General features: G+C 46.6%; 21 protein-coding genes and 1 pseudogene. 13 read left to right on the top strand and 9 right to left on the bottom strand.

The window, feature by feature from the left end; translation table 11 throughout:
• Window position 1 precedes the first annotated feature (1 nt).
• On the bottom strand, window positions 2-1273 hold the full coding sequence (locus tag QUA88_RS23550; RefSeq protein ID WP_333233303.1) for an APC family permease: 1272 nt from the start codon (window positions 1271-1273) through the stop codon (window positions 2-4).
• 333 nt (window positions 1274-1606) lie between these two features.
• Between QUA88_RS23550 and QUA88_RS23555 the strand changes: the two genes are divergently transcribed.
• The 4 genes from QUA88_RS23555 (at window position 1607) to pstB (QUA88_RS23570) (ending at window position 5748) form a co-directional block, all read left to right on the top strand.
• A complete protein-coding gene (locus QUA88_RS23555) occupies window positions 1607-2632 on the top strand; it encodes a PstS family phosphate ABC transporter substrate-binding protein (RefSeq protein WP_333244745.1) in 1026 nt (341 codons plus the stop codon).
• Between the two features lie 170 nt (window positions 2633-2802).
• Window positions 2803-3732: a phosphate ABC transporter permease subunit PstC gene (gene pstC / locus QUA88_RS23560; RefSeq protein WP_333055221.1), complete on the top strand. Its 930-nt coding sequence runs from the start codon at window positions 2803-2805 to the stop codon at window positions 3730-3732.
• 223 nt (window positions 3733-3955) lie between these two features.
• Window positions 3956-4951 (top strand): phosphate ABC transporter permease PstA, encoded by a 996-nt coding sequence (gene pstA / locus QUA88_RS23565; RefSeq protein ID WP_333055220.1) that lies wholly within the window; start codon window positions 3956-3958, stop codon window positions 4949-4951.
• Window positions 4945-5748 (top strand): phosphate ABC transporter ATP-binding protein PstB, encoded by an 804-nt coding sequence (gene pstB / locus QUA88_RS23570; RefSeq protein WP_333055219.1) that lies wholly within the window; start codon window positions 4945-4947, stop codon window positions 5746-5748. The genes pstA (QUA88_RS23565) and pstB (QUA88_RS23570) overlap by 7 nt, the downstream gene beginning before the upstream one ends.
• A 52-nt stretch (window positions 5749-5800) precedes the next feature.
• On the opposite strand, the gene pstB (QUA88_RS23575) is transcribed toward pstB (QUA88_RS23570), so the two are convergent.
• The 3 genes from pstB (QUA88_RS23575) to QUA88_RS23585 all read right to left on the bottom strand — a co-directional run bounded on the left by pstB (QUA88_RS23575) (window position 5801) and on the right by QUA88_RS23585 (window position 10626).
• Complete coding sequence (gene pstB / locus QUA88_RS23575) at window positions 5801-6616, bottom strand: phosphate ABC transporter ATP-binding protein PstB (RefSeq protein WP_333055218.1); 816 nt, start codon at window positions 6614-6616, stop codon at window positions 5801-5803.
• A 162-nt stretch (window positions 6617-6778) separates the two neighbouring features.
• A complete protein-coding gene (pstA, locus tag QUA88_RS23580) occupies window positions 6779-8701 on the bottom strand; it encodes a phosphate ABC transporter permease PstA (protein WP_333055217.1) in 1923 nt (640 codons plus the stop codon).
• Between the two features lie 482 nt (window positions 8702-9183).
• Window positions 9184-10626 (bottom strand): IS1/IS1595 family N-terminal zinc-binding domain-containing protein, encoded by a 1443-nt coding sequence (locus QUA88_RS23585; protein ID WP_333055216.1) that lies wholly within the window; start codon window positions 10624-10626, stop codon window positions 9184-9186.
• A gap of 175 nt (window positions 10627-10801) precedes the next feature.
• On the opposite strand from QUA88_RS23585, the gene QUA88_RS23590 reads away from it, so the two are divergent.
• From QUA88_RS23590 to QUA88_RS23595, 3 genes are all read left to right on the top strand, one after another.
• The gene (locus QUA88_RS23590) at window positions 10802-12310 is read left to right on the top strand and encodes a UbiD family decarboxylase (RefSeq protein WP_333055214.1); all 1509 of its coding nucleotides are present in this window, start codon (window positions 10802-10804) and stop codon (window positions 12308-12310) included.
• A gap of 294 nt (window positions 12311-12604) precedes the next feature.
• Window positions 12605-12763, top strand: a complete 159-nt coding sequence (locus QUA88_RS29565; protein WP_445251910.1) for a DUF6888 family protein — start codon at window positions 12605-12607, stop codon at window positions 12761-12763.
• Window positions 12764-12779: 16 nt separating this feature from the next.
• A complete protein-coding gene (locus QUA88_RS23595) occupies window positions 12780-13262 on the top strand; it encodes a DUF6887 family protein (protein ID WP_333055213.1) in 483 nt (160 codons plus the stop codon).
• Between the two features lie 269 nt (window positions 13263-13531).
• On the opposite strand, the pseudogene QUA88_RS23600 reads toward QUA88_RS23595, so the two are convergent.
• Both QUA88_RS23600 and QUA88_RS23605 read right to left on the bottom strand, forming a co-directional pair.
• A pseudogene (locus QUA88_RS23600) lies at window positions 13532-13699 on the bottom strand (helix-turn-helix domain-containing protein); the annotation flags it as partial.
• A 65-nt stretch (window positions 13700-13764) separates the two neighbouring features.
• A complete protein-coding gene (locus tag QUA88_RS23605; protein ID WP_172192515.1) occupies window positions 13765-13977 on the bottom strand; it encodes a helix-turn-helix domain-containing protein in 213 nt (70 codons plus the stop codon).
• A gap of 129 nt (window positions 13978-14106) precedes the next feature.
• On the opposite strand from QUA88_RS23605, the gene QUA88_RS23610 reads away from it, so the two are divergent.
• Together QUA88_RS23610 and QUA88_RS23615 are read left to right on the top strand one after the other, a co-directional pair.
• Entirely contained in the window at window positions 14107-14349 is a 243-nt protein-coding gene (locus tag QUA88_RS23610) for a hypothetical protein (protein WP_333055211.1), read from the top strand.
• Window positions 14350-14507: 158 nt separating this feature from the next.
• Entirely contained in the window at window positions 14508-15293 is a 786-nt protein-coding gene (locus tag QUA88_RS23615; protein WP_333274137.1) for a DUF4058 family protein, read from the top strand.
• A 129-nt stretch (window positions 15294-15422) separates the two neighbouring features.
• Here the strand turns inward: QUA88_RS23615 and QUA88_RS23620 are convergent, their stop codons facing one another.
• The 3 genes from QUA88_RS23620 to QUA88_RS23630 form a co-directional block, all read right to left on the bottom strand.
• The gene (locus tag QUA88_RS23620) at window positions 15423-16121 is read right to left on the bottom strand and encodes an energy-coupling factor ABC transporter ATP-binding protein (protein WP_445243057.1); all 699 of its coding nucleotides are present in this window, start codon (window positions 16119-16121) and stop codon (window positions 15423-15425) included.
• Window positions 16118-16387: a hypothetical protein gene (locus tag QUA88_RS23625; protein WP_190663726.1), complete on the bottom strand. Its 270-nt coding sequence runs from the start codon at window positions 16385-16387 to the stop codon at window positions 16118-16120. The genes QUA88_RS23620 and QUA88_RS23625 overlap by 4 nt, the downstream gene beginning before the upstream one ends.
• A gap of 146 nt (window positions 16388-16533) precedes the next feature.
• Window positions 16534-16713: a hypothetical protein gene (locus QUA88_RS23630; protein WP_333055207.1), complete on the bottom strand. Its 180-nt coding sequence runs from the start codon at window positions 16711-16713 to the stop codon at window positions 16534-16536.
• Between the two features lie 89 nt (window positions 16714-16802).
• Here QUA88_RS23630 and psbD point away from each other — a divergent pair, with 89 nt between their 5' ends.
• The 4 genes from psbD (at window position 16803) to QUA88_RS23650 (ending at window position 23396) form a co-directional block, all read left to right on the top strand.
• Window positions 16803-17861 carry a photosystem II D2 protein (photosystem q(a) protein) gene (gene psbD, locus QUA88_RS23635; RefSeq protein ID WP_333055206.1) on the top strand — a complete coding sequence of 353 codons (1059 nt, stop codon included), beginning with the start codon at window positions 16803-16805 and terminating at the stop codon, window positions 17859-17861.
• 905 nt (window positions 17862-18766) lie between these two features.
• Complete coding sequence (locus QUA88_RS23640; protein ID WP_333274143.1) at window positions 18767-19048, top strand: 4a-hydroxytetrahydrobiopterin dehydratase; 282 nt, start codon at window positions 18767-18769, stop codon at window positions 19046-19048.
• Between the two features lie 141 nt (window positions 19049-19189).
• Complete coding sequence (locus QUA88_RS23645) at window positions 19190-20842, top strand: HD domain-containing phosphohydrolase (protein ID WP_333211581.1); 1653 nt, start codon at window positions 19190-19192, stop codon at window positions 20840-20842.
• 292 nt (window positions 20843-21134) lie between these two features.
• Window positions 21135-23396, top strand: coding sequence for an iron uptake porin (locus QUA88_RS23650; RefSeq protein ID WP_333274146.1), 2262 nt, complete (start codon window positions 21135-21137; stop codon window positions 23394-23396).
• Window positions 23397-23405: the final 9 nt, after the last annotated feature.

Raw genomic sequence — 23405 nt, forward strand, 5'->3', positions numbered from 1 at the left:
TCTAGTTTTTCGCCGGGAGTCGGACGATCGCCCGCCAAATTAAACCGGCGACAATTAATGCCAATCCTGTCAGCCAAATTTGCCTCTCCACCCAAAAAGCCAGAAACAGACAATTCCCCAAACCCACCCAAGCCAACCACTGCGGATAAAGTCTTTCGGCGGGGGAAAGTTGCAGGGCGGCGAGGTTGGTGATAGCGTAATATATCAAAATGCTAAAAGCACTGAATGACCAAGTGGTTTTGACATCGCCGACGAGGATTAAAAGTGCGATCGTAACTTCCACAACCACCACAGCCACGTAGGGAGTTGTCCCCTCTGGATTCAGCCGCGCCAAGACTCTGGGCATATCCAAGCGCCGCCCCATCGCCAGCCAGATGCGCGACAGCCCTAAAATTAAGTTCAGCAAGACTCCCAACATAGCGGTAATTGCGCCGACGGCTAGCAGTTGAGAAACTCCCGGAATTCGGAAACTGCGGGCGATGACTTCCAAGGGTGCAGTCGTGCCGCCTGGTTGTAAAGACAATTTATCGGCTCCCCCCGCGCCCGCGACAACTACTGCTACCCCGACGTAAAGCAGCATTGTCAGCACCAAAGTGAAAATTATGGCTTTGGGAATGGTTTCCCTCGGTTCCCGCACTTCCTCGCTCATTGTGGTGATGCGGGCGTAACCGCTATAAGCGACAAACATCAGGGCGGTGGCCTGGAAGATGGAGCCGATCGAGCTATCATTCTGTACGGTGGCCATTTCCCACCTTACCTCTGGCAAACCGACAGCAACAAACACTGCTAAGGATAGAAGTGTAACTGAGACTATGGCAGTATTGGCAATATTCGATCGCCTAATTCCCGTCAATACAATTAAAGTGATGGCGGCGAGGGCGACTAAAGCTGTTAGGATCAGGTAAGTGCGATCGGCTACACCAACTGCATTTAAAAAATACCCCGCAAAACCCAAAGCAGCAGTAGCCGCAGAAGCCGTTTTCGCCAACAAAAACATCCAGCCGGCAGTGAAACCCAGCCAAGGATTGAGATATTTGTAGCCATATTCATAAGTACCGCCGCTAACAGGATGATTTGCCGCTAATTGAGCGCTGTTAAGGCCATTGCACACAGCAACAAAAGCTGCAATACCTACAGCCAAAATCACTCCCTGCCCAGCAACTTCCGCCGCAATGCCGATACTCACAAATACTCCGGTACCGAGGATTGAGCCCAGGCCCATGAGAGTTGCGCCGAAAACACCTAACTCTCGCTTCAGAAGTGGTGAAGACATTTTTGCAAAAAACCTTACAAAGTTTTCAAGACGATCGCAAATAGCACATTAGACATCTCCAATAATTCTTGTGGAACAGGCAGGATGCCTGTTCAAAACTGGCTTTTCTGGAGATGCCTCTTTAAAAAAACAATTGTCGCTGCCCTTTCTAGTTTAAGCTTTTTCCCGATCAATTTTATAGTCATCAAAAGATTGGTTCAACAGTCCATTATCTCAGTTGGTGGGAAAAATTTAAACTGTTCATAATCTAAATTAATTCAAAATTTAAAGATCGACTGTTATCCTCCTATAGGATTCGCTGCTCATCATACTTAACGCACAGGATCAAATTATATGGCGCTCAATTTGATGAAATTTAAGCTTAACGGCTGGACAATAGCCGGTGCATCGGCATTTGTAGCTGCGGCGATCGGTATGTCAGTCCCAGCGATTCAGGCTCAAGGACAAAGAATAATTAAAATCGACGGTTCCAGCACAGTCTACCCGATTACCGAAGCTGTCGCCGAAGAGTTCCAAAAAACCAACAGAGGCATACAAGTTACCGTGGGCGTCTCCGGTACGGGTGGGGGCTTCAAAAAATTCTGCCGCGGTGAAACTGACATTTCCAACGCTTCCCGACCGATTTTGAAAGCGGAGATACAGGCCTGCGCTCAAGCTGGGATTAGATATATAGAACTCCCCGTGGCTTATGACGCTCTGACAGTGGTGGTTAACAACCAAAATACCTGGGCGCAAAACTTGACAGTTGCCGAACTCAAGAAAATGTGGGAACCCGGAGCTCAGGGTAAAATCAATAACTGGAACCAAATTCGGGCAGGATTTCCCAACGCACCCCTGAAGCTTTTTGGTGCTGGTACGGCTTCTGGAACTTTTGACTATTTTACTGAAGCGATCGTCGGTAAATCTAAATCTAGCCGGGGCGACTACACTGCCAGCGAAGACGACAACGTGTTAGTCAACGGTGTTTCTCGCGACAAAAATGCCATAGGTTACTTTGGCTACGCTTATTACGAAGCAAATAAGGGCAAGCTCAAATCAGTGGCAATTAATGGTGGTAGAGGACCTGTATTGCCTTCTGCACAGACAGTGCAAAATGGCTCTTATCAACCGCTATCCCGTCCTCTGTTCATCTACGTTAATGCCAAGTCGGCAGATAAACCGGAAGTGAAGCAGTTTGTCGAATACTATATCAAGAACGGTGCTAAACTAGCGCGCGATGTCAAGTACGTAGCTCTACCTCCACAGGCTTATACAACTGCTATGGGTCATTTTACCAAGCGTCGTGTAGGTACTATTTTCGGTGGCGAAGAAGCTGTAGGTTTGACGATTGAGGAAATGTTGAAGCGCGAAGCCAGATAGCAAGTTTATCGGTATTTATTTAGTCAGCAGTCATTAGTTACTGGCGTAAATCCCGATCGTGGCGCTGCATTTACTTACAAAAATTATATCAATATTTCGGGGTGCCAATCCGAGAGTCACTACTAATGACCGATCGCTAATGACTAATAACCAATAACTCTTGATAACTAATGGCTCAAAAATCACTGAAATTATCCAAACAAGCCGCGTTTTCCCCAAAGCTAGTGAGGGATTTGCGCGAAGGTGCGATCGCTTTTTTGCTGTTCCTCGCAGCCTTTTCCTCAGTAGTAACTACTTTCGCTATTCTTTACATCCTAGTTTCGGAGTCCTTGGGTTTCTTCCAACAAGTTTCTTTGGTGGAATTTCTCACGAGTACAGAATGGACTCCCCTATTTTCCGAGCCTCGCTACGGGATTTTGCCCCTAGTTTCGGGTACTTTGGTAATTGCGGGAGTTTCAATGATGGTGGCAATTCCTATGGGTACAATCATTGCGATTTACCTGAGCGAATTTGCTGACAGTCGGGTGCGCGAGGTGATGAAGCCAGCGTTGGAATTGCTGGCGGGAGTTCCCACAGTAATCTACGGTTACTTTGCCTTCTTATTTGTAACCCCGATGTTGCAAATAGTGCTGCCGGATTTACCGGGATTCAATATGTTGAGCGCTGGATTGGTGGTGGGTATTATGATTGTACCCTTCATTAGTTCGATCGGCGAAGATGCAATGCGAGCTGTGCCAGTATATCTCAAGGAAGGCGCTTATGCAATGGGAGCAACACGATTTCAAACAGCAACGTCGGTAGTTTTTCCCGCTGCACTTTCGGGAATTTCTGCTTCTTACATTTTGGCAATTTCTCGCGCTGTGGGCCTTACAATGGTCCCCGCGATCGCCTCTGGTTTGCAGCCGAGTTATACCTGGAATCCAATGGAACCCGGTGCTACAATTGCTTCTTATATCGTGCAAGTTAGTCTCGGCGACTTGCCGCACGCCAGCTTAGAGTATCAAACAATTTTTGTGGCGGGGCTTACCCTAGTGTTGATGACTTTGATATTTAACATAATTGGGCATTTTCTGAGCAAGCGTTACAGGGAAATCTACTAATACTAAGTAAGGGTAATACCCATTTTTGGTGAGTTTCCATACAATCAGATCCCCCCTAACCCCCCTTAGTAAGGGGGGGACAAGATTCTTCTCTCCGCCCTTAATAAGGGGGGATTCTTCTCAAAGTCAACCCCTACTCCCCTTATTAAGGGGGATTTAGGGGGATCTAGCTATGTGAAACTACCCATTAAATTGGTATAAAAAGAAAGTTTTAAGGCTTGAGTTGACTAAACACAAGAATCAAAACTCCTCACCAATTACTAATCATCAATTGCCAATTACTAACTCCCAAAATATGGCCGTAAAAAATATACAGGAAATCCGAAAAATAATTGCAAAAGCTAAGCTGTGGGACAGCATTTTCGCTGCGATCGGCTTATTGTTGATGCTAGTAGGCGTGGTTGTCCTGTTAGCATTAATCATTGATTTGGCGATCGATGGTTTACCGCGTCTTTCCTGGCAATTCTTGACATCGTTCCCATCCCGTCGCGCGGAAGATGCAGGCGTACTGTCTGCTTGGGTAGGCTCGGCTTTAGTAATGTTAGTAACAGCTTTAGCCGCGGTTCCCTTGGGTATTGCGTCGGGTATTTACTTGGAAGAGTACGCCCGGAAAAATTGGGTTGCTGATTTTATCGAAATTAATGTCACTAATTTAGCAGGCGTTCCTTCAATTGTTTATGGACTTTTAGCTTTAGGTTTCTTTGTATATCAATTAAACTTGGGTCAGAGCATTCTCACTGCTGGTTTGACTTTAGCACTGCTGATTTTACCAGTAGTAATTGTTACTACTCGCGAGGCACTGAGGGCTATTCCTAATGAGATCAGGGAAGCTTCCTACGCCACAGGCGCTACCAAGTGGCAAACGATTTCGGATCACGTTTTGCCATACTCCGCTGGCAGTATTATGACAGGAGTAATTGTGGGGTTGTCAAGGGCGATCGGAGAAACAGCACCTCTAATTACAATTGGGGCTCTCACATTTATTGCCTTTTTGCCCGACTCTCCCCTGCAATCCGAATTTCCTTATGTTTCGTTTAAATGGCTGATGTCACCCTTCACAGTCATGCCCATGCAAATGTTCAACTGGGTATCCCGCCCGCAACCGGAATTTCAAAACAACGCTGCCGCAGCAGGCCTGATAATACTGGCGATGACTTTGGCAATGAATGGCTTGGCAATTTATCTCCGCTATATTTTCCGCAAAAACATCAAATGGTAAAAAAAATCACAACCAACTCTTCGTCTTCAACTACCGTTAAGGCAAAAGCTGAAGTCAGAAACCTGAATTTTTTCTACGGTTCAACTCAGGCACTGAAAAATATCAACCTAGTTGTTGATGATAAAAAAGTGACCGCGCTAATTGGCCCGTCTGGCTGTGGCAAAACTACGCTGCTGCGGTGTTTTAATAGGATGCACGACCTCTATCCCGGCAATCGTTACGAAGGGGAAATCTTGCTGGACTCCGATGAGATTAATATCCTCAGCCGCAAGGTAGATCCCATCGAAGTTCGGATGCGGATTAGCATGGTATTTCAAAAGCCAAATCCTTTCCCGAAGTCAGTCTATGAAAATGTAGTCTACGGGTTGCGGGTGCGGGGTCAAACGAAGCGCAGCGTCATGGATGAAAAAGTCGAAAAAGCTCTGCGGGGCGCGGCTTTGTGGAATGAAGTAAAAGACAGATTAAATGATTTGGCGTTTAATCTTTCGGGAGGCCAACAGCAGCGGTTGTGCATTGCTAGAGCTCTCGCAACGGAACCTGAGATAATTTTATTTGACGAACCAACTTCTGCCCTAGACCCGATCGCAACTTCCAGCATTGAAGCTTTAATTGCCGAGTTGAAAGAACAAGTAACAATTCTAATTGTTACTCACAATATGCAGCAAGCCGCACGGGTTTCTGACTATACAGCTTTCATGTATTTAGGTGAAATGGTCGAGTTTAATCAAACTAAGACTATTTTTAACAATCCTGCCAAGCAGCAAACTCAAGAATATGTAGAAGGTCGATTTGGATAATCTATAACTCAAGTAAGGTGCGTTACAACTAGATATAACGCACCCTAACTTTTTAACTAATTACACTCTCTATGCGGCTGTAAGTGCTCACATAATCACAAGTCGCTTTATGTTGAGGATTCAGGAAAATAGAAGGAGCTGAAGCATACTCTACAAGCTCGCCGACTCGCCTTCCTTCTTGAATCTTGATATTAAAAAAAGCAACAAGGTCAGCCACTCTTGAAGCCTGCTGTAAATTGTGCGTGACTATAACAATTGTGTAATGCTTCTTCAGCCTGTTAATTAATTCTTCTATGCGTAAAGTTGAAATTGGATCAAGCGCTGAACAAGGTTCATCCATCAAAATTACCTCTGGTTGCAGTGCTAAGGCTCTAGCAATGCAAAGTCGCTGCTGCTGGCCGCCTGATAAAGTCATAGCATTTTTATTAAGCAGATCTTTTACTTCGTCCCACAGCGCTGCTTGACGGAGAGCATCTTCGACAAGCTCGTCAATATTTCCCCGATAGCCATTGACGCGAAGTCCCAAAGCAATGTTCTCGTAAATAGATTTGGGGAATGGATTAGGTTTTTGAAAGACCATACCGATCCTGCGGCAAACTTCTATTAGATTGAACTCTGTGATGTCTCGATCGTAAAAAGTAATTTTTCCGGTTATTTTAGCGCATTTAACTAAGTCGTTAATGCGGTTAAAACAGCGCAGCAGAGTCGTTTTTCCGCAGCTAGAAGGGCCGATAAATCCTGTAACTTGATTTTTGTAAATTTCCATATTGATTCCTTCTAGGGCTAAAATGTCATTGTAGGATACCGATAGTTGCTGGACTCGCAAAATAGCTTCTAGGGGTGTTGGCAATTCAAAATCTGTTTGCATAGGTACAAAGAAACTGGGTATTGGCGATTGGGAATTGCAGATAGGGGGTGTAAGGAAGAAGCAATAATTTATCCCTTACACTCCTAATCCTTGATTTTTAGGTTTACAGGTGCGGAATTTTAGTGGTACTTTGGCGGGAATTGCTAATTGCTTTTTGATATTTTATGCTTGTTTTTTGCTACAGCTATCTCGCAATATTATAGCTAAAATATTCATCACGAATAGAATGCCAATTAGCAAGATAATTGCTGCTGCCGCATTTTGTTGGAAATCGGCTTGAGGTCGAGAAACCCAGTTAAATATTTGAACTGGTAGAGCGGTAAAAGGACTGCGTAACCCCTCCAGAGATAAAGCGGGCGTAAAGGTAATAAAAGCAGATGCACCTACCGCAATTAGCGGGGCTGTTTCACCAATTGCACGGGAAAGGGATAAAAAAATTCCCGTTAAAATACCGGGCATTGCAGATGGCAGGACTAGATGCCACAAAACCTGCCACCGAGTCATTCCTGTAGCGGTGCCTCCTTCCCGCAAGCTATGGGAAACGGCGCGCAGTGCTGAACGAGTCGCTATAATTATGGTGGGTAAAGCGATTACGGATAGGGTGAGGGACGCAGAAAGTAAACTGTACTTGCCAGTTAAAAATCCTAATCCGTGAACAAATATTCCCAGCCCTAGCAAGCCATAAATAATAGAGGGCATTGCTGCTAAATTTGCAATATTAATTTCAAGGAATTGGCTAAATAGATTATTGGGGACATATTCTTCGAGATAAATGGCTGCTCCTACTCCAATGGGAGTAGCGAAAATTGCAGTTAATCCCAGCAACCAAAAAGTTCCCGCTAAGGCTACGTAAATTCCTGCTTCTTCGGGGTTTCTGGAAGCAAATGACGTGATAAATTGCCAGTTAAGGCGCGAGAGACCATCTTGAGACACATCAAATAATAAAAGCCCTAGAACGGTTATTAAAACCAAAGGTGGAATAACTGTGAGAATTATGAAAATTCGATCTAGGAAGTGACGTTTGGTGAAATCAGGCTGAAAAATGTGAGTAAATTTCGGTATTTTTTGAGGGGAGTATTGAGCGATATCTGACCGAGAATTAATAGCTAAATGTTCTTGATTTACCTCCGGGCTGCCAATTGGGACTTCTAACATTAAATCGCGGTGACGCCGGACAAGCAAGTGACTCAGTGTGTTGAGGATCGAGGTCATCAAAAATATGACCGTCCCTACTGTGAAAATAGTGTGAAATTCTAGAGAATTTATAGGTATATCGCCCAAACTTACTTGAATTATAAAAGCAGTCATTGTCGATACTGCTTCTAGCGGATTCAGAGCAAATTGGGGATTTTGTCCTGCTGCAATGGAGGCGATCAGGGTTTCTCCCAAACAGCGAGAAGCTGCTAATGTAAAGGAGGCAATGATGCCTGGAAATGCGACTGGTAAAATTATTTTAGTGATAATTTCTGGTTTTGTAAAACCTAAAGCATAAGCTGCTTCCTGTAATCGTTTTGGGACATTTTGAATAGCGTCTTCACTCATAGAAGATACAATAGGTGCAATCATTATGCCAGTGACTAAACCTGCGCTTAAAGGGCTAAACCCGGCTAGATTGGGGATAAGTTTTTGCAGCAGCGGGGTAACAAATAACAGAGCAAAATAGCCATAGACTACAGTGGGGATGCCCGATAGAGTTTCTATAAAGGGTTTGAGCAGATAACGCACTCTATGGGGAGCGTATTCGCTGAGGTAGATGGCAGTGAGGAAGCCAACAGGCACGGCAACAGTCATGGCGATCGCCGTTGTCAACAATGTGCCGCTGGCAAGTACCATAATACCAAAGGTTTTATTGGGAAAAAGCGGCGTCCACTGCGTATCTGTCAAAAATCTCCACAAAGGTACTTCTTGGAAGAAAATTGCTGTTTCATAAATCAGGACTGTAATAATCCCTAGGGTGATGAATGCGGGAATACATCCGAGTATTCCCAATAGAGCGTGTAAAGCATATTCTTTCCACATAGCTGAGGTTAAATTGCGCTGCCAAAGCTTAGACTCAGGTGGCAGATGCGAAGGGGCAGTTTTCATTTAAACCTGGGCTTTTGATTGTTGGCGATCGAGAGTGTATTGATAGTTTAAAAATAATTAATTTTTCGTGCTAGTTAGTGAGGGATTAATTATTATTCAGTAATTGAGTCGCTGCAAACTGACTCAAAAAATTAGCTTTAAAAACTAATAACTAATGATTGCTAGTAGATGGTTATTTAAAATAACTGATGTCCTCTGATAATTTATCACAATAGCTAATCAAAAATGGTTAAAAATAGGTAAGCAATTCGATAACAGAGGGTTAAAGCCTCGGACTGGTTGCAAGAAAAGTGGGCCGCCCGATTAAAACCTGAGAGGCGAAAAGTTGTCTGTTTGACCTTAATCTTGAATACGATCGCCAGGGAGTACATGAGCGTAGTCCAAGAGCAAGCGTTACCGAAGCACCTTGGCGACTGCTATAGCTTGTAAGGTACGTCCAAGGGCACCTTACCCTCACAATTTATGACTTTTGAGTCATATATTTAATCCGTAACTTTGGCGATCGCCACTTGATGCTCCTTACCCTTTTTCTGAACTTTGAATTTTTGGCATGACTGCAAAAAATCGTGAAAATTGCTACCCAAATGCAGCGATTGCAGCTTTTTAGTAATTGGTTGACCGTATTGCTTGTGAAATTCGGTGGCTACCTGGTTAATGCCAATGTAATTGCCTGGAGATTTAGCAGTTAATGCCAATACAATATTTGCTATAGATGCTTCCAGGGCGGCTGAGGACTGTGTTTTTGAAGATGCTGCTGCTTTTGGAGCGATCGCCACTTGATGTTCGTTACCGAGCAATTCCATTTTGAAAACAGACGGACGCGATTTAAAAAAATTAATTAGACTAGAATCCGGCAAAAAATTTTTCACAATTAAATCGGCATGACACTGATATTTAGTATAAAATTGTTTCTTGATTGTTGTGACGGGAATAGCATTTTGTTTTAAATCAACTATCGCTTTCGCAATCATTGCTACAAGTATCTTTTCTAAAGCATCCAGCGAATGAATCCCAATTGAATTGACTGACTTGGTTTCGGGAACTTTTTGGGATTCAATATCTAGATCCACGACAAGAGGAGTTATACACTCTTTAGTCCCAGAAGAAATTTTGTCTTCTGCTGACTCCGACAGTGCAGCAGGGGAAGTTGTAGAAGGGAAAACAATAGTGTGGCGCTCTTGAAAAAGCTCAGCCACACTAGAAAAACGAGCGATCCGCTCATCAATAGATTTGTGTTCAGCCTTCAACAACTCTGCAACTTGATTAGCCAATTCTGCAAAACTAGGGATTTCCTCTTCCCTTTCGCAAGAATAGTGCTTGCTCTCACCATTCTGACAGTTTTCTACAGATAAAACTGAATTTTGCCGACGCACCCGAAACACAGTCACTCCCTGATTTTGCAACTGATTGCAAAGATGATTTAACAAACCGTCCGAAGAACAGACAAAAACTTGTTTTACATCCCGATATCGATATAAAATAGCCGCGCCAAAAGCAATCATTTTACCGTCAGCACTATTAGCACCGCCCGGAACGTGAATCAGTTCGTAACCGCGATCGTAAAGTTCAGCATCCAACTTGCCGATACTCGGATTTTTCCAGTTAGCAAAAGCAATTTTAACTTGCAGGGGATAGTCGCACAAATCGGCTAAGAATTGTTCTGTATTAACCTTAAGTTTCAGATTTTCGGCATCTAACAGCAAAATCGCAATCCCGCCGGACTCTGTGGTGGTTGCAGACTCGATTCCTTGCGGGATAACTTCGCTTAACCGTGTTTCCGTGCATTTGCGACTGAAAGACGGCGGACTGGGCGGGTCAAAAAAATGTTTGCGGCAAGCTTTGCAAAGATACCGCTGGTGCCCGTTGGGACGGCCGTTTTTACGAACTTCGTCAGATTCGCATCTTGGACATTTCATGTAACCCATTATGCAGCCTACTCCCCAACCCAACAAGGCATTACCTATCTTCTTCTTCCTCTTCCTTCGCGCCCTTGGCGTCTTCGCGGTTCGTTAAATACGTATCTTTTGAGCGGTTCAGGAGTAACTTGTGGCAGTCGATCGGCTCATAATAACAAAAGAACGTTAACAATTCTTAAAAAAAATGGCTAGAGACTTGCGGGGATTCCTAAAACTACTCGAAGAACGGGGACAACTGCGCCGGATTAGCGCCTTAGTCGATTCCGACCTCGAAATTGCCGAAATTTCCAACCAAATGCTGCAAAAAGGCGGCCCTGGACTGCTGTTTGAAAACGTCAAAGGGGCCGAATTCCCCGTCGCAATCAACCTGTTGGGTACGGAAGAGCGCGTTTGCTGGGCGATGAACATGGAAAAGCCGATCGAACTAGAAGAGCTCGGCAAAAAACTGGGAATGCTGCAACAGCCAAAACCGCCGAAAAAGATTTCCCAAGCGATAGAATTCGGCAAAGTCCTGTTTGACGTAGTGAAAGCCAAACCGGGGCGCGACTTTTTCCCAGCTTGTCAGCAAGTGGTAATTGAGGGAGAAGGGCTGGATTTGAACAAAATCCCGATGATTCGCCCTTATCCGGGAGATGCGGGCAAAATTATCACCCTGGGTTTGGTAATTACCAAAGATTGCGAAACGGGCACGCCGAATGTGGGGGTTTATAGGTTGCAGTTGCAGTCAAAAAACACGATGACTGTACACTGGTTATCGGTGCGGGGCGGCGCGCGGCACTTGCGGAAAGCGGCGCAGGCTGGTAAAAAGTTGGAAGTTGCGATCGCCCTGGGAGTCGATCCTTTAATCATTCTCGCCGCAGCAACCCCAATTCCTGTAGATTTATCGGAATGGTTATTTGCCGGACTTTACGGCGGTTCCGGCGTGCAATTGGCGAAGTGCAAAACCGTAGATTTGGAAGTACCGGCGGACTCGGAAATTGTGTTAGAAGGAACGATTACGCCGGGGGAAGTTCTGCCCGACGGGCCCTTCGGCGATCACATGGGTTATTACGGCGGTGTCGAAGATTCGCCGTTGGTGCGGTTCCACTGCATGACGCACCGCAAAGACCCGATTTATCTGACCACATTTAGCGGGCGGCCGCCGAAAGAAGAAGCAATGATGGCGATCGCGCTTAACCGTATTTATACCCCTATTTTGCGGCAGCAAGTATCGGAAATTGTCGATTTCTTCTTACCGATGGAAGCGCTGAGTTATAAGGCGGCAATTATCTCGATCGATAAAGCATATCCCGGTCAAGCGCGCAGGGCTGCTTTAGCATTTTGGAGTGCTTTACCGCAGTTTACTTACACTAAGTTTGTGATTGTTGTCGATAAAAGTATCAACATTCGCGACCCGCGTCAAGTAGTTTGGGCAATTAGTTCTAAAGTCGATCCGGTGCGGGATGTATTTATTCTGCCGAATACGCCTTTTGATACGTTAGATTTTGCCAGTGAAAAGATTGGTTTGGGAGGCAGAATGGGGATTGATGCTACTACGAAGATGCCGCCGGAAACGGATCACGAATGGGGGGAAGTTTTGGAGTCAGATCCGGATGTGGCGGCGATGGTAGAAAGGCGTTGGGCTGAGTATGGTTTGGCTGATTTGAATTTGGGAGAAGTCGATCCGAATTTGTTTGGTTATGAGATGAAGTAGGGGAATTAACCGTAAAATCTGACATATCGCACATCCTCGATCGACCTGTGGTGGCGGGTTTTTCCAACCCTTTATGACACAGATAGACAATCTAAAAAACCCGCCCCCACCAACTAAAAATCGCAAGCTACCTCTTTTTAATGCGATCGGGATTTACGCACTCCGACAAAGAAACCGGGTTTTTACCGAGTCTTTGCACTGTCAAGAAGTCTTCTCGAAAAAACCCGGTTTCTGGGTTCCTATGCGTAAGTTATATTATATTCAAAAGTTTGTGCCACAATTGAGGAACTTCAGATTAATCCCACTGACGAACAAGCCCAAGCCTGTCTGCGCGTCTGCCAGATGTTCTCTAGCTACTACCGAGATATTCAACTATTCCGTTTTAATGCTCAAACCACAGAAGTGTATATTTTCGTAAGTGATGATCTGCAAGTAATCGTATCTAGTAATTGACTTTGGAGGTTTTTGGATGAAACCGAACTTTGATGAAATGAGCAGATCCGAATTAAAAGCTTACGTGCTATCGCATCGGCATGATGATGAAGCGATTCAGATATTTTTTGGTCGCCGTAATCCCCCAGATTCACAAGCGACATGGTACGGGCAGATGTGTACTCCTGAAGGTGTACCCATTGAAGAAAATATTCGCATCGCTGAGGAAGCAATTAAGAAAAGAGCTGAAATCGATCGCGAAAAACAACAACAACGGGAAAAAGCACAGGAGGATCGATTACGCCAAACATTAGAACGGGAAATTGAGGCAAAACTTCGATCGCAAATTGAATTAGAAGTCGAACAGAAGTTGCAGGAAAACTTAGAAAAAGAAATTGAGGCTCTGATAAGTGCGATCGCCCAATTTTTAGCGTCAACCACCAGCTTACCATCAAGACTGGCAGGGTCGATCGCACTTTTGGCAATTCGTGCCGGAATTGAAGATTTTTGCGATTTTTAGAATGGGCGATCGAATTGAGTGCGATCGGGACTTATGCGCTTCGTCAGAGAAACCGGGTTTTTTGCAAAATCTGCGGGCTGTAACGAAGTATTCCCGCAAAAACCCGGTTTCTGACCACCCGTGCGTAAATCCTAAAAATTTCAAAAAAAGGATTGAAGGGGATCTCGATCGCCTTTTCAGTCGTCTTTAGACGACTTGAGCTTTGAGGCGGGGGTTTCAACCCCCGACGGACTGTTGCAAGAAGTGCAAAAACTAAATCAAAAATCAGTTTACCCTTCCAAAACCTCAACCAAATCTTCGATCATCAAATCGAAGACAGCAGCAAGTTTCTGCAAAGCCGTGTAGTCCACCGTTGCCATTTTGGGAGCTTGGGCGTATTTTTTAACCGTGCTGTAGGGAATTCCCGTTCTGTCAGAGACTTCTTTCAGCGTCCAACCCTTTTCCTGGGCTAGTTATCGAACTCGCAACCGTATTAGCCCCATCTTCCCGCTGATAAATCAGTTTATTGTTCCAAAATCTCAACTAAATCTTCGATCGCAATATCGAACGCACGGGCCATCTTGTCCAAAGCTGTGTAGTCTACAGTTGCCATACCTGGAGAACTGGCATAGGTGGCGATCGTAGTGTATGGAATACCCGTTCTGTTGGAGACTTCCCTAAGAGTCCAACCCTTCTCTTGAGCAAGTTCTCGAACTCGCAGTCTAATTCGTCCCATTCCGCCCTTGACAATTACGACTACTCGTAATTTAATGAATATACAATTAACAGCGATCGCCCTCCGACCTGAGAAATCTAGAGCGATCGCCTTTCATTCACCACCCACAAAAGTGGGAAGGATTTTCCTATGATACCAAAACAATCGACATATCGCGATCGACTTGTGCCTTGGTGCATAATTCGCCACCTCCCCAACTGTCAGCGGTTAACAGTCGCCCGTTTCAGCCGCCGCCCCGATGCCGAATCTTACCTAAATGCACTGCGCCGCTTAATGCCCGCAGTCCCGCATACAATTGTTTTCGTGAATGCGCTGTCTGTCTTAGATGAAAACAGCGTTCCAATTCCGATGCAATTGTCGATCGAAGTTTAAGCGTTGAAAAGTGTGAACAACAGGTAAGATGCCGGTTCCACAAACATTAAAATATGTTGTGGGGTGGGCCGGAGAGCCCGCCCAAGAAACAGGCAAGATGCCTGTTCCAGAAATATTCAACTAAACTAGAAATAGATTTGAGTCAAGGAGTCACATCAATGCCATCTCCCTTTACCGGTATGGATCCGTATTTAGAGCATCCCGAACTCTGGCCTGCCCTACATCACTTGTTAATTAGTGAAATTTTTAGATTTTTGTCTCCCCAACTGCGTCCTAAGTATTTAGTCTCGTTCGAAGTGAGAATGTATGAAACCGCTGACGACAATTTATCAATTGGCATTCCTAATGTAAACGTAATTCAGCCAAGAACTACAACCGAATTAATCACATCAAACGTAGCCGTTGCAGCGCCACCAACACAACCCTTGACAGTAAATATTCCCATGCCCTACCAGGTTCGGGAAGGCTATTTAGAAATTAGAGAAAGAGGAAACCAAGAACTAATCACCCTGATTGAAATCCTCTCGCCTAGCAATAAGCGCACAGGAAAAGGACGACAAATGTACGAAGAAAAGCGAGAAGAAATTTTATCCAGTCGCACTCATTTAATTGAAATAGATTTATTGCGGCGCGGTCAAAAAATGCCAGTTATTGGCCATGACATTGAAAGCCACTATAGTGTTTTGGTGTGTCGGGGAAATCGCCGTCCCAGAGCAGATTTGTACGCTTTTAACCTGCAAAACCCGATGCCTGCCTTTCCTTTGCCGCTGCGATCGGGCGATACCGAACCTATAATCAATTTGCAGGAATTATTCACTCAAACTTACGACATAGCAAGTTACGACCTCAAGATAGATTATCGCAACTGGGAAGTCATACCACCGCTGTCAGAAGCCGATACAATTGGGGCAGATGCTTGGTTGCGCGATCGAGGATTGCGGTGAATTTAGTTAGATTATATCGGGTTAATTATCACAAATACCGTAGGGGCGGGTTCACCCTAATCTACAACACAAGTGAGAAATTCAGATAAACCCGCCCCGGCCGCGACTATGACTCAAATTGCTTAACAGCTAAACATCTTGGCTTTGCATCAACCGCTGCTTCAAACGCGCCGGATCTCCCCGATCGACAACTTGGCCCTTTTCCAACAAAAAAGCCCCATCGCAGAAATTCAACTCATCCAAACGGTGAGTCACCCACAAAGCCGTAATCCCGCGATTTTTCACCAACCGCTGCACCGCCGCCACCAAATCCAACTGAGAATCAGGATCTAACAAAGCCGTCGGTTCATCTAACAGCAAAATTTCGCAGTGACGGGCGATCGCCCCAGCAAGAGCAATTCGCTGCTTCTGGCCCCCACTCAAAGCATAAATCGGCCGTCGCTGCAAATCCAGCAAATTCACAGCCTCCAAAGCCTCCGCCACCCTCTCCCGCACCTGAACATTAGAAAGCTTTTCCTCCACCAAACCAAAAGCCACATCCGCACCCACCGTCGGCATCACCAATTGGTGATCGGGGTTTTGAAACACAAAACCCACCCGCCCACTCAGGTCAATTTCCCCCGACTGGGGGTGCAGCAGCCCAGCCATCAGCCTCAACAGCGTAGACTTGCCGCTGCCGTTAGTGCCCAAAAGCATCCAAAACTCGCCCTTGGGTACATCCAGAGAGCAACCTTGCAACACTCGATCGCCCGACGGCCAGCAAAAACCCAAATCCCGCACAGCAACGGCTGACTGGCTCATATCGGCACCAACACCCCCAGCCCTCATTCTGCTGTCATCGAGACAAAACCAGGGGATCTGCCTGTAGATGACGCCCCCGATTTCTGAGAAACCACCACCCCAGAAATCTCGCTGCTGAGTACAGCCACCTTTTTCTCAGGATTTTTCTCGCAGGTGAGTTCCAAAATTTGCGGTTGGGAGTTGCGAATCGCCGCCAGTACCTGCTGGTAAACAGTCTCAGCGTCCTCCTCCAACTTCCGCTGCACCGACAGCGAGACGGGCGTATTTTTCACAATGATGTCAATGCTGAACATATAGTCTTAAAAACCTAAGTTTGGAGCTCTCTCCTCAGTATATATATAGGACTTACCCACGGAAACCCAGTTTCTTAGAAAAATCAGAGGTTGAGGGCGATACATCTACCAAGCCACGGGGCTTCTGACGCAAAGCGCAGAGACTCCTATATAGTAGAAGTTCCCAAATGCAGGGCAAAGACTTCGGGGACTTCGAGGGCTTCGGGGACTTCGCACAAGTCAAAAGTCAACAGCCAAAAGTTTTTTAAGAAAAACTTGCTCTTGTAAAGAATTACCTCTATAATCGTCAATACGGTAAAGAAAAGTAAAGTCTGTTCATAATCCAACTTGTTTTCTGCTAAGCAGAGGCAACGGTGGAAAACTCATGACTAGAGACAGATCCGTTGTAATTATATCCATTTGGAGATTTGCGTAAATGACAATCGCAGTCGGACGCGCCCAGACCGAAAGAGGCATATTTGATGTACTCGACGACTGGCTCAAACGCGATCGCTTCGTCTTCGTAGGCTGGTCTGGCATCCTGCTATTCCCCTGCGCCTACCTAGCCATCGGTGGCTGGTTAACAGGCACCACCTTCGTCACATCCTGGTACACCCACGGTTTGGCAAGTTCCTACCTCGAAGGAGCCAACTTCCTCACGGTAGCCGTCTCCACCCCAGCCAACAGCCTCGGACACTCCCTGCTGTTCCTGTGGGGCCCCGAAGCACAGTGGGACTTTACCCGCTGGTTCCAACTCGGTGGGCTGTGGACATTCGTAGCCCTCCACGGCGCCTTCGCACTGATCGGCTTTTGCCTGCGTCAGATTGAAATCGCCCGTTTGGTAGGCATCCGTCCCTACAACGCCCTAGCATTCACCGGCCCCATCGCCGTGTTTGTTTCGGTGTTCCTGCTTTACCCCTTGGGTCAATCAGGCTGGTTCTTCGCCCCCAGTTTCGGCGTCGCAGCAATTTTCCGCTTTTTGCTATTCCTGCAAGGCTTCCACAACTGGACGCTCAACCCCTTCCACATGATGGGCGTTGCAGGCATCTTGGGCGGCGCGCTGTTGTGCGCCATCCACGGTGCAACCGTAGAAAACACCTTGTTTGAAGACGGCGAAGGCTCAAACACCTTCCGCGCCTTCAACCCAACTCAGTCAGAAGAAACCTACTCGATGGTGACAGCCAACCGTTTTTGGTCGCAAATCTTCGGAATTGCCTTCTCCAACAAACGCTGGTTGCACTTCTTCATGCTGTTCGTACCTGTCACAGGCTTGTGGATGAGTTCCATTGGCATCGTCGGTTTAGCATTAAACCTGCGCGCCTATGACTTCGTATCACAAGAATTACGCGCTGCTGAAGATCCTGAGTTTGAAACGTTCTACACTAAGAACATTCTGCTTAACGAAGGCATTCGTGCTTGGATGGCTCCGACAGACCAACCCCACGAAAACTTCATCTTCCCTGAAGAAGTTCTGCCTCGCGGTAACGCACTGTAATCAGCGCGAAATATCAAAATTTCCAGCATTTTAAAAGGGTAAGATCAAGCAGTTTAGGCTTTACCCTTAATGCTTAAAAAGCTCCTGCCTGGTGGCGGGAGCTTTTTGTTTCCAGGAGTCGATCGAATTAGCGCCCTAAAAAAAGTTGATTTTGTACAAAAACCAACTCTCCTTGTAGCTAGAACAACTTGTGTCTTTATATCTCGTGAACTATCCTATCTATCTGGCAAGAAATCGATCGACCTTTCCGCGCCGCCAGATTTGCAATGCACCTGATAACCGCACAGCCCGGATTTTGAAGAAAATATAGACAAATGGCTAAAACTGCGATCGTCCGCTTGCTGTAGAGATCGATCAAAGACCTTGCAGCAGCAGTAATTTGCCCTCATCTTACAAAAATCTCAATTTGCATCCCCCACTTCTAATTCCTTGTGTTATTCTAATAATTGTGAATACTAGAATGATACTCAGAACGCAAGTTCTTCTGGTAACGCTGGCAATGGCTAGCGCACAAATCATCACCTTAAATCTTGTATTTAGGTGATGTGCGTTCCAATATTAAGCCATTTAGCTAAACCTGGAGGTGATGCCCATGATAGAAAGTAGTAAACGCATGGGTCATCAGATTGGAAACTACCGGCTGTGCGCCGGGGCCGCTCACTAGCAGTCAGCCGTCGTCTCCAACGGGAAACGACTTCCACGGGGAACCAGGCTGAGCTAGGGATTCTCCCGGCAGTCAGGTTCTAATCTGAAGACCCGCTAGACCGCTCTCACCTCAAATAGTGTTAAATCTTGAGTATTAAAACTTGAGGCTCAACACTATTGGTGAGAGCGGATAGTTTTTGGTCAGGGTTTCTACACATGGGCAGTTAATCTGCCACTGCTAATCCCAAAGAAAAAAAATTATGGCTAACCTACTTAACAATACTGAAATTCAAGAGCGCGTCAGTCAATTGTCAGGCTGGACGGTTGAAGGCAAACAACTGCGCTCTACCCGTATATTTAAAGATTTTATCGAAGCGATCGCCTTTGTGAATAAGTTGGTCGCCCCCTCAGAAGCCGCAGCACATCACCCCGATATAGAAATTTCCTACAACAAAGTTACACTTAACTTGACAACTCACGATGCCGGAGGCTTAACTGAGAAAGACTTTGCGCTAGCCCAAGAGATTTCTGCGCTAGATTAAAAGAGTGCCAGTTGACCCAACAAGAGTCCCCGCTAGAGAAAAGCTCGCAAATAAAAAATCGACTTGGGGTTAAAATCGGGTGTGAAAAAGTCGAGAGGCCCAACGTTCAATGTATAACAGGCTATTCCCCATCATCCGACCATGATCGTATTTGAAAAGCCAGAGTTCAAGAACGAGTCTGCTGCAGCCGAAAAAACCGATCTGATAGAAAAGCTTTTAGATATTGGCGCTGCTCTGTCGAGCGCCCAAGATTTGGGCGACTTGTTAAACTTAATTTTATCCAAAAGTAGGGAAATTACCTACAGCGATGCTGGCAGCGTTTACTTAGTAGATCACAGCGACGATACATCTAAGCTGCTGTTCAAGGTAGCCCAAAATGCTTCTAAACCGAGCCTGTCGTTTAAAGAGTTTGCCCTGCCACTGACAGACAAAAGTTTGGCGGGATACGTGGCAATTACCGGTCAAAGTTTGAACCTATCTGATGCCTACGACTTACCCCCCGGCGTACCCTATCGGCTAGATAGCAGTTTTGACAGGGATATTGATTACCGCACTTGCTCGGTAATGGTACTGCCGATGCAAAACCGACAGGGGGAGACAATAGGTGTACTGCAACTGATCAACCGCAAAACAAAGCCAGATACGGTGCTGACAGCAGACAATGCCTGGGAAGCGACGCAGCAGTATTCGGAGTGGGAAGAAAGGATAGTTCGATCGCTCGCTTCTCAAGCAGCAATCTCGATCGAGCGCAATCAACTCCAAGACAGCATAGAACACTTGTTCGAGGGCTTCGTCAAAGCCTCGGTGCAAGTCATAGAAGCCAGAGACCCCTGTACCTACGGCCATTCAGAACGAGTAGCAGCCCTGACAGTACGCCTGTCAGAAGAAGTAAACACCGTCAGCAGCGGACGACTGCGCTCTATTTACTTTAACAACCGCCAAATTCAAGAACTTCGCTACGCCGCCCTGCTGCACGATTTTGGCAAAATAGGAGTGCCAGAAGCAGTTTTGACCAAACAGAAAAAGCTCTACCCCGCACAGCTAGAAATCATTCGCCACCGCTTTGGCTTAGCTCAACGGACGCTGGAAATGGAATGCGTCCAGTCTAAATATAAATACTTGCTGGAGCATTCAGCCTACCGAAAACACCCGATCCAGGAGCCAGAGTGCGCTCACTGCCAGCAAATCGAACAGCTAGACACTAAGCTAGCAGAGGCGAAAACCAGATTAGCAGAATACTGGGAAGTGCTGCTAGAGGCAAACGAGCCTCACATTTTGGCAGCAGAACCCCTAGCTCAACTGCGAGAGATTTCTCGACAAACTTACAGAGATATAGATGGGGCAAAGAAACCTTTGCTGAACCCAGACGAGATATTGCAACTGATGGTGTCGAGGGGCAACCTGACGCCGGAAGAACGATCGGCAATAGAATTTCACGTAACTCACACTTACGAGTTTCTGAAACAAATTCCTTGGACAAAAGATTTAAAAAATGTTCCAGACATTGCCTACGGACATCACGAAAAACTCGACGGCACAGGCTATCCGCGAGGTTTAAACAAGTCAGAAATTCCAATTCAAGCACAATTGATGACGATCGCGGATATTTACGACGCCCTGACAGCAGGCGATCGCCCCTACAAGCGAGCTCTGCGAACAGAGGCAGCGATGAAAATTTTGCGGCAAGAAGCAGCTCACAATAAAATCAACGCCGATTTGTTAGAATTGTTCGATCACCGCCAAGTCTTTAGCGTTCTGGGACACAGCTTGGATGTTAAAGTCGAATCAGCCTAGACGAGTCGGGCGTGCTGTGCTAAAAAGTAAATAGGCGATCGGGTGCTGTCTAGTGTTATCCGTCAAATCAAGCCACAGCCCAATCCTGGCATGGTTTTGACGCCGTTGAGTAAAGGTTTAAAAACAGGCTTTCTGCAGCCGTCAGTCACATCTATATACTCAGTCAGCCCAAAAGAATCAAAAGAAAAAGTGAATTTTAGGTCTCTTTTTAGAGTATGCTAGTTGAGCAACGACTGACCACATAGAAGACTAGAAAAGTTTCTCTGTAATCGGTGTGAGGATGAGAGTGAATATGTCGAAATTTTTGTGGAGTTACTTACTAATCAGCCCAGCAGTCTTAGGAGCTACCCTAGTAGTTTCTTCGAGCGCGATGGCAGCAGACGCTCAGCAGGCTGCTGATGCGCTCAATCCCGCTGCAGCCAAAGCAGAAACCGCTGAAACCTCCGAAGCGAAACTAAATGCTTTAGCTGCTGTTTCCGAAACAACAGCAGAAACCGCTGAAACCTCCGAAGCGAAACTAAATGCTTTAGCTGCTGTTTCCGAAACAACAGCAGCCTCCGAGCCAGTAGAAGAAATTTCCCAAGTCGCTGGCAGCGAAACCCAGGCAGCGATGGCAGATTTGGCCACGCCTACAACTGAAAGTGCGATCGTCGGAGCCAACACAGCCCCTGCTGAGGTAGAACCCCAAGCGGCATCACAACGTACAAGTGAATCTTTAGCCGCAGTTGAGCAAACAGTAGCTCAACCAGTAGAAAATTCTGCCCCGGCAGCCCAACTAGAAATTCCAGCCCCGGCAGCTACCGCTCGAGTGGAGCAAATCGGTGCAGTTCAATTAGAAACTCCAGCCCCGGCAGTGGCAGAGTCGGCAGAACAAAGTTTGCCACAACCGGCTGAATCTTTAGCTCAAACTGTCGCACCACAAGAGCAAAACCCAGCCGCCACATTAGAACAGCTCAACGAGTACAGCAGCGAAGGTGCTGCCGGGGGCGAAACTCAAGGTCAAGTTACCTCTGTTTCCCAACTCTCCGACGTGCGGCCCACAGACTGGGCATTCCAAGCACTGCAATCCCTAGTCGAGCGCTACGGCTGTATTGCCGGTTATCCCGACGGAACTTTCCGCGGCAACCGGGCCATGACTCGCTACGAATTCGCAGCCGGTTTAAATGCTTGCTTAGACAAGGTAAGCGAGCTAATTAGAGGTGGCACTGGCAACTTCGCTACGAGAGATGACTTGGCAGCCCTCCAACGGCTCCAAGAAGAATTTGCAGCGGAACTGGCAACCCTGCGCGGTCGCGTCGATGCTTTGGAATCTCGGACAGCCGAACTCGAAGCCAACCAATTCTCCACCACTACCAAGCTGACTGGGGAAGCAATTTTTGCTCTCAGCGACGACTTTAGTAGCGACGTTAGCGTTTTTGGCAGAGACGGCGAAAGAATCGGCAGCAACAATAACGAAGCTGTCTTCCAACAACGGGTGCGTCTCAATTTAAACACTAGCTTCACCGGCAGAGACTTGCTGCTGACCAGGCTTCAAGTCGGCAACGGTCAAAGATTTAACCTTGGGGCTACCAGCGAAGGCACTCAAACTTGGAATTTTGTCGGCAGAACCGACAACGTTGTTGCCCTCGACACCTTGCTGTACAAGTTCCCCGTCGGTCAGCGACTGAACGTTAGCCTGATAGCTAACGCTGGCGTTTGGGACGACATTATGCCGACTGTCAACCCTTACTTTGAAGACTTTGACGGCGGTAACGGGTCATTGAGCACCTTTGGACAGCGGAACCCGATTTATCGTTTGGGCGGTGGCGCAGGTATCGGCTTTGACTATGCCTTCGGTGGCAGGGGCTTGCTGGGCGGCGTGTTCGGCCCGACTTCTCTGTCCTTCGGTTATTTGGCGTCAAATGCAGCCAGTCCGGCTAGGGGTGCAGGCTTGACGAACGGCGACTACGCGGCGATGGGTCAGTTGACTTTTACCCCCGGACGCAACTTGCAAGTTGCTTTCAACTACAACCACGGTTACTTTAGCAGAGGTAACTTTGGGTTTGACAATGCTTTATCCAATGGGCCAGGCAGTCTCGGCGGTTTCACAGGTACCGGCGTGGCTAATTCTCTCAACGGTTTGAGCGAAGGCTTTGAGGGCTTCAATGCTCGCAAAGTTGTCAGCAACTCCTACGGTGCTCAGGCTTCGCTGCGACTGAGCCCGAGATTTATCCTGGGTGGCTGGGCTGGTTTAACCAATGCCCGCATTCTCGGCATCGGCGATGCGAGAATCTGGAACTACGCTGTCACCTTGGCTTTGCCCGATTTAGGGAAAGAAGGCAACTTGCTAGGGTTCGTGGTAGGTCGTGAGCCTTACTTGGATAAACTTGAAGCTGCAAGCAGTTTGCGGAGCTTCCGCAACGATGATTCCTATCACGTCGAAGGGTTCTACAAGTTTCAGCTCTCTGACAACATTTCTGTTACTCCGGGCGTGATTTGGGTGACAAATCCTAATCAAGATGACCGTAATGATGACATCATCATTGGTACTCTGAGAACTACTTTCACGTTCTAAGAGCGGGTT

The sequence above is a fragment of the Microcoleus sp. D3_18_C2 genome (assembly GCF_036702395.1).
GTDB lineage: Bacteria > Cyanobacteriota > Cyanobacteriia > Cyanobacteriales > Microcoleaceae > Microcoleus.